This is a genomic window from Legionella genomosp. 1 (assembly GCF_900640215.1).
In the GTDB taxonomy this organism is placed as follows: Bacteria; Pseudomonadota; Gammaproteobacteria; order Legionellales; family Legionellaceae; genus Legionella_C; species Legionella_C quinlivanii_A.
Window position 1 is genome coordinate 540112 of record NZ_CAAAJH010000001.1, and the last position, 6461, is coordinate 546572.

Sequence of the window (6461 nt, forward strand, 5' to 3'; positions counted from 1 at the left end):
GTGAAGGATCTCTTGAATCTGGCTCAGTTCTAAGCAGTTGGAGATCCTTCGCTACGCTCAGGATGACGTACCTGGGGAGTTACGTTTTCTTTTGAATAAGTAATTCAGGACTGTTGGATAAAATACTTCAGAATATAGCTCACAGGCTTGGCCAGTCCAAGCTGACTCAATCCATGTTTATTATACCAGACACCTTGTTTTTCACTGACAGAAAGCACAGAGCCCCGTACTTCTAACGCCATGGCCTGAATGTTTAAGTGATAATGACTGAAACTATGCCTTATATGAAGAAGGGGAGTGAGTTGCAGACAGTCCAGCGAATAGTTATCTTTGATGTAAGCATGAGGGCTGGCATCTGCTTCGATTGCCGGCAGGCACCAGAGCCCGCCCCAGATCCCGTGAGAAGGTCTTTTCTCAAGATAAATTTCGCCCCTTTCATTATGCAGCAATAGAAACTGCTCCAGTTTTTCAGGCAGGCGCTTTCTGGGTTTCTTCTCCGGAAAGTTACTCACAGCATCAGCCTGATACGCTTTGCAGGTTTTCACCAAAGGACAGTTGCCACACTGGGGATTTCTTGTGGTACAGCAGGTTGCCCCCAGATCCATAATGGCCTGCGTGTAATCAGCGCAGCGCTCATCTGGCATACACAAATCGGCATAATACCAGAACTGTTTTTTGGCAGCGCCTTGTTCCGGCCAGCCGGAAAGCATGAAATATCGAGCCAAAACGCGCTTGACGTTACCATCCAGTATAGCCTGAGGCAAATTAAACGCCTGAGACAAAATAGCTGCGGCTGTTGATTGGCCCAAACCCGGTAATTCCATCATTTTAACTAAATCAGGCGGGAATTCACCGGCAAATTCCCGAACAATGATTTGCGCGCATCGGTGCAAATTCCTTGCTCGGCTGTAATATCCAAGCCCTGCCCATAGCGCCAATATATCGTCTTCTGGCGCATTAGCTAAACACTGGATAGTTGGAAAGCGCTCCATGAAACGCAGAAAATAGGGAATAACCGTTTTCACCTGCGTTTGCTGCAACATGATTTCAGAAATCCACACACGATATGCTGAGCGCGGATGCTGCCATGGCAAGTTTTTTCTTCCGTATTGGTCAAACCAACTTAAAAGGGGTTTTGCAAAATGATTTGCCAGTGTTTTTTTATCCATAGTTATCGGGTAAACATCGATTCAAATTGGTTTTTCAATTTTTTTACAGGCTGAGCGACTGTGTTAATTAACCAGTATTTTCCCAGTTGTGCGTTTACTTTTTTAATGTCAGGCGAAATCAGTGGCTTCACCAGAGTTCCTTTAACCTGTAAAGGAAAGTTGCCACCCAGCATTTGCTGGATTTCTTCAAGCTTGCCAGTTGCGTTTAAGACGCTTGTTAAAAGTTCAGCCGATAAGCTGTAGTCAGTGAGGCTAAGATTCCCATTGCCTTTAAGATGAAGCTTATCCGTTTGTAAAATAATCGAATCAGTCCGCAGCCGGCTTTCAGCTAACTTGTAATTCATCGAAAGCAGCTTAAAGGGGGTAAATCCTGTATTGTTCATCAGTCCGGTGAATTGCTCAAAGTCCAGCATATTTTTAAGATTATCCGTCTTCATTGACGATAACTGATCGATCTTCTGACTCACTTGCTCAATTACCTGATGCAGGTTAACCGTGTCGATTCTTCCATCCTTTATCATTATCGTTCCGTCTGCCATACTAAGATTTAAAGCCGATGGTACATTAGTAATAGCCTCTGCATGCAAAGAAAAGTCGAGCTTTCCTCTGACAATTTTTTCACCAAGAAGGTCATTGAACAGTTTTTGGGAGTCCAGACCGGCAGCAGTCTGGTTAAATTTCAATTGATGATTTTCAAAATTAAAATTCAAATCGCCGACCGACTCTCCTTTATAAAGGCTAAGAGTAAGGGGAGTTATCTTTAGCATTTTTCTTTTTAGGGAAGCACTGCCCTGAATGCGATTTATCGAAAGTTTATTAAGCAAAACATCCTGTAATAGCAATTGCCCGTTAAGAGAAAGAGATTGCCAGTTGGCGAGTGGGTTACTTAAAAAGGTGGGGGAAAAGCGTGTGCTTCCCTTAAACTGGATTTGCGCGCGGCCCTTGAGATTTCCTGCATTGGAAAGATTTAGGGCTGCTTTAAACTGTAAAGGGAAGGATGAATCATTTAAGTTTAAACTCTCTGTACCCATTTGGATATTGGAGAAGATCAGTTCATTATCTGAACTGTGGAATTTAACAAGTCCCTTGCTCAGCATAAAGTGATCGATTGCGAAATGTTCTGTCAGAATTGTACCCGACTTGCTATCCTTCGTTTTGGAGTGTTCAGCAGGAGCAGGGAGGTGATCTGTAGATACGTCAGCAGTAAATCCATCCACCTTAAATTCGCTAAAAACCAGAGTACCTCTTAACAGTGGGGTTATTCTCAGATTAAGAACAAGATTATCCAGAATTGCATGAAAATCAGCCTGCCTGTCACTGCCGATTTCTACCTTGCTTATCCTGATTCCTGGTTGTGGAAATAATTGCCAGCTTATGTTCCCTTTAATTGTGGTTGGTTCATGACTTAAAATTGATAATTGGCTACTCACGTAATCCCGGATGCTCTCAGCACTGATGGCTTTTGTAAGAAGCCAGAGAGACAAAAGAACGACTATTACTGTACTGAGAAGACCTGTTGCCAGCTTCTTGAAAAGATTCATATGAGGATCATACTGTAAAAATGTGAAGCATAACGATTCATTGATTGCTGTCAAGGATTATTAAAGAAAAAAAACTGAAACTAAGCTTTGAAATAGGCTTGATATTAAATTTTTACGAAGGTAATCTGATAGTCTTCTCCATTAAAAATGGAAGAAAATAGCTAACTCCCCAGGTTGTGGATCGTCTCAACTTCAGTCTGAGATTCTTCGCTACGCTCAGGATGACGTACCTGGTGAGTTACGAAAATAGACGTTGATTTTGCTTTAAAGAAGTACTCAGGATGAGTTCGGAATAAATCAAGGAGAGCGTCATGCGCCCAAGCCAATGGGAAATAGTCATATTAAAACCCACAAAACTATTTTTGTCTTTTTTAGCGTCACAATTACCAGAAGTAGACTTACCTTCTTTAAAAATGTTGCAAACTGATAATACAGCCTATGTTATCAGGAAGCAAAAAGATGACGAAGCGACTCTGGATGAGATCGAACGCCATTTCACTTTCATGTTTCGCCATGAAATCAGCCGCTGGTTAGGGGAGGATGCGCGTAATGAAATTGAGGGCAGTTTTCTCGATTTTTTATGCTGCTTTAAATTTGAATTGCATTCGCAAATTGTTCTGATGGAGCCAGCTATGGAAAATGGTCAGTCATTGCTCCGTGTTAAACCTCGCTCTGTCTTGCTGAAATGGATGCGATCCACTGTTGATGAACAAAGTGATCTGATTGAAGTTCTCGATCATATTAACCTTGCTCAATTAGCGGAAAATGCGACTGTGATCGTTAAAAATTTCGAAAATCTCACGGATATTAAACCCTTCTTAAAACAATATTATCGCCCTGTTTTCGAGGCCGAGATGTTGAGAATGTGTGAAAGCTCTGAGCAATGGCCAGAAGTTGACAGTTTTGAAGATTTCAGCCGCTATTTTATGGTAAATGTTCACACGCAATTGATCCATTTGCATTAAGGAGAGCCTGTTATGGAACCAATAACTATCGCCATAATATGCGCAACCGTATTTGGGGTTATTTCCGGTTTGGCAGCTTTTATCAGACAGCTTATTCTTAGCCGCGATAAGGAAATGAATGATAAAGCGCAAAAGAGGGCTCTGAATCAGGAAGCCAGGGAACTCGAGAAGCTCAGAAATCAGATGGTTGATTTCAAGCGCTTTGACTCGCACTATCAGATGTTAGGAAACAATAAAGATGCCATTCAATACCTTGATCAGAAAATTGAAGAAATATTAAAGAGAAAATACGAGTTAATTGAGCGTTATGCCCAGGCTACTATGAAAGAAACTTCGGCGATTATGGCAGGAAACGGATCAGAGGAAAGAAAGGAACTTTGCAATAAATTAAAAGCTGAAATGGATAGCGAATTGTCATTCTATGACAGTGAATTGCAACAATTGCAGAAAAGACGCGCTACGCTATGGGATTCGCACGCAGAATTACAACATTATCTGGTTGATCAGGAGAAGCTTAAAAATGAGCATCTCGACAATTTATACCAGCAACACACCAATGTTTTGGAAAAAGTGTATATAAGGCATATTGAAGACAGTGAAGCGATTGCGAAAGACAGTATCGATGCCAGTACTCAAACATTTAAATCCTTGTTCGCCTCGCCTATTCAGTACATTCTGGGATTATTCAAGCCTTCTTCCGGGTTAGCCGCAGCGCAGGCGCCGAAAGAAGCTGCTGAACGAGGGAATGTCTCTGATATTGAGGGTAGTCTCAATGGCCCAGAGCCAGACATTAATACCCCGTTTAAACCTCAATTTAAATCTGCTGCAAGAAAGCTGGAATCCTTAATTTAGCATCCCTCTATCATCGGCCTGGTTATGTTTAACCAGGCGACCCTCATATTGTTCATAATACTAATAGTCTCCATAATGGATTTTTATTTGTCAATTGCGAGAAAATTATGCATAATTCGGTACATTACATAAAAAGGAATCAGTAAATGGTATATGTCAAAAGGAATGAAAAGGGAGAGATCTGTGCTCTATTTGATAAGTCAATGCCTGGGTTAGAGGCTGTTGATTTGGAAAATCCGGAAATAGTCGAGTTTCTTAACCGCTGCGACGGAGAGCATAAATTCAAATTGATTCAGTCAGACCTGCAGCTAATTCGTGTATTGGAAGATTTAATCGAACTGTTAATCAGTAAAAATATTATTTCGATTACCGATTTTCCAGAGCCAGTAATCAGGAAGTTATTAGCAAGACAAGGTATTCGTAAAAAAATTTCAGGTGCAATTGGTATGGAGTTTGATGATGAAAGTTAAAGTTTTACTCGCAGCAGCTTTACTCAGCTTAAGTTTCTCGCAGGCAAATGCGGCTAACGTTGAGGAATTATTACCCAATGAACGAAACACCGTGGAAATTTTCCAGAAATTTTCACCGAAGGTAGTGTATGTTCATCGTTTGACGACGGTTGTGAATCATTCCTTTGAGCGTAGCAGCGTTCCCGCAGGTGCTGGCTCAGGGATTATCTGGGATAACAAGGGGCATATCGTGACCAATTTTCATGTGGTCAATGGTGCAGATGGCTTAAGAGTCAGTCTGGGTAAAATGACCGTTCCTGCCAAAGTGGTAGGAGTTGAACCCCGTAAGGATATTGCCGTTTTAAAAATTAGCTCTCCTCAGGCCCTTGAATACCTTAAAACCTTTGAAGCGTTTCAGTTAGCTCACAGCACTGATTTATTGGTAGGCCAGAAAGTCATGGCCATTGGTAATCCATTTGGCCTGGATCACAGTCTTACTGTGGGTGTAATTTCTGCACTGGGCAGACAAGTTCCTGGTGCCGGCGGAGTCAATATCCGCAACATGATTCAGACTGATGCCTCGATTAATCCTGGAAATTCAGGAGGCCCTCTTTTAGACAGTAAAGGACGATTATTGGGAATGAATACTGCTATTTATTCCAATTCAGGTTCTTCAGCGGGTATTGGTTTTGCCGTACCTGCTGATGATATTGAGCGCATAGTTCCTCAATTGATTAAAAACGGACGCGTAATGCTGTCTGGAATAGGGATTCAGCGTGTTGAACCCAATGTGGCTTCGCGCTTGGGAATCACCAATGGAATATTAATTGGCGACATTTTGCCACATACTCCTGCTGACACTGCAGGATTAAAAGCAACTTACCGTGATCACCTCGGTCGGGTAGTACTTGGCGACGTCATTGTTGCCCTGAATGGACATCCTGTAAAAGATTATGACGCTTTGTATCAATTATTAATTGACATTAAAGTAGGGGAGCCCATTACTTTAACCGTGAATCGTCATGGAAAAAATCTGAACTTCAAGATGAAAACGATTGATATCGCCGCTTATTAATCCTTATATGCTGTCATCCCCGCGAACTGAGGAATCCCCTCATTTTTATATAGTCAGCGGATGACTTAACAATTACTGAAACATGTCTATTATCGTGTCGTTCCCGCGTAGGCGGGAATCTATTTCTCAAGGTAATTCCTAACTTTGTTTGCAAGATGGATTTCCGCCTACGCGGAAACGACACTATTTAAAGTCATTTTGACCTGATAAGGAACGTACTTTTTGAATGAAAAATGAGGGGATTCCTCAGCCCGCGAAGGCGGGGAACCATCTCAGAGCTCGCTATAATGCCAATTGATGAATGGATTCCCGCCTTCGCGCTGAGGAATCCTGTCATTTAATTGAGCAGTTATGTTTTTAAGGTTTGCTCAATAAGGACGAGAAAAGAATTGAAGTGCATACGAATTCAT

At 41.8% G+C, this 6461-nt stretch carries 6 protein-coding genes; 4 read left to right on the forward strand and 2 right to left on the reverse strand.

Features of this window, described 5'->3' with window-relative positions; translation table 11 throughout:
• Positions 1-104: 104 nt before the first annotated feature.
• Both mutY and E1O89_RS02210 read right to left on the reverse strand, forming a co-directional pair.
• Complete coding sequence (mutY, locus tag E1O89_RS02205; RefSeq protein WP_133138729.1) at positions 105-1169, reverse strand: A/G-specific adenine glycosylase; 1065 nt, start codon at positions 1167-1169, stop codon at positions 105-107.
• Positions 1170-1171: 2 nt separating this feature from the next.
• Positions 1172-2710: an AsmA family protein gene (locus tag E1O89_RS02210; protein WP_133138730.1), complete on the reverse strand. Its 1539-nt coding sequence runs from the start codon at positions 2708-2710 to the stop codon at positions 1172-1174.
• A 311-nt stretch (positions 2711-3021) separates the two neighbouring features.
• Here E1O89_RS02210 and E1O89_RS02215 point away from each other — a divergent pair, with 311 nt between their 5' ends.
• From E1O89_RS02215 to E1O89_RS02230, 4 genes are all read left to right on the forward strand, one after another.
• Positions 3022-3675 carry a hypothetical protein gene (locus E1O89_RS02215; protein ID WP_112218531.1) on the forward strand — a complete coding sequence of 218 codons (654 nt, stop codon included), beginning with the start codon at positions 3022-3024 and terminating at the stop codon, positions 3673-3675.
• Positions 3676-3687: 12 nt separating this feature from the next.
• Entirely contained in the window at positions 3688-4527 is an 840-nt protein-coding gene (locus E1O89_RS02220) for a hypothetical protein (RefSeq protein ID WP_112218530.1), read from the forward strand.
• 146 nt (positions 4528-4673) lie between these two features.
• Positions 4674-4997: a hypothetical protein gene (locus E1O89_RS02225; protein WP_133138731.1), complete on the forward strand. Its 324-nt coding sequence runs from the start codon at positions 4674-4676 to the stop codon at positions 4995-4997.
• Entirely contained in the window at positions 4987-6051 is a 1065-nt protein-coding gene (locus E1O89_RS02230; RefSeq protein WP_133138757.1) for a S1C family serine protease, read from the forward strand. Before E1O89_RS02225 ends, E1O89_RS02230 begins: the two co-directional genes overlap by 11 nt.
• Positions 6052-6461 lie beyond the last annotated feature (410 nt).

Coding starts and splice junctions, on each gene's coding strand:
- mutY (WP_133138729.1), bottom strand. CDS start 1,169: ATGGATAAAAAAACACTGGCAAATCATTTTGCAAAACCCCTTTTAAGT.
- E1O89_RS02210 (WP_133138730.1), bottom strand. CDS start 2,710: ATGAATCTTTTCAAGAAGCTGGCAACAGGTCTTCTCAGTACAGTAATA.
- E1O89_RS02215 (WP_112218531.1), top strand. CDS start 3,022: ATGCGCCCAAGCCAATGGGAAATAGTCATATTAAAACCCACAAAACTA.
- E1O89_RS02220 (WP_112218530.1), top strand. CDS start 3,688: ATGGAACCAATAACTATCGCCATAATATGCGCAACCGTATTTGGGGTT.
- E1O89_RS02225 (WP_133138731.1), top strand. CDS start 4,674: ATGGTATATGTCAAAAGGAATGAAAAGGGAGAGATCTGTGCTCTATTT.
- E1O89_RS02230 (WP_133138757.1), top strand. CDS start 4,987: ATGAAAGTTAAAGTTTTACTCGCAGCAGCTTTACTCAGCTTAAGTTTC.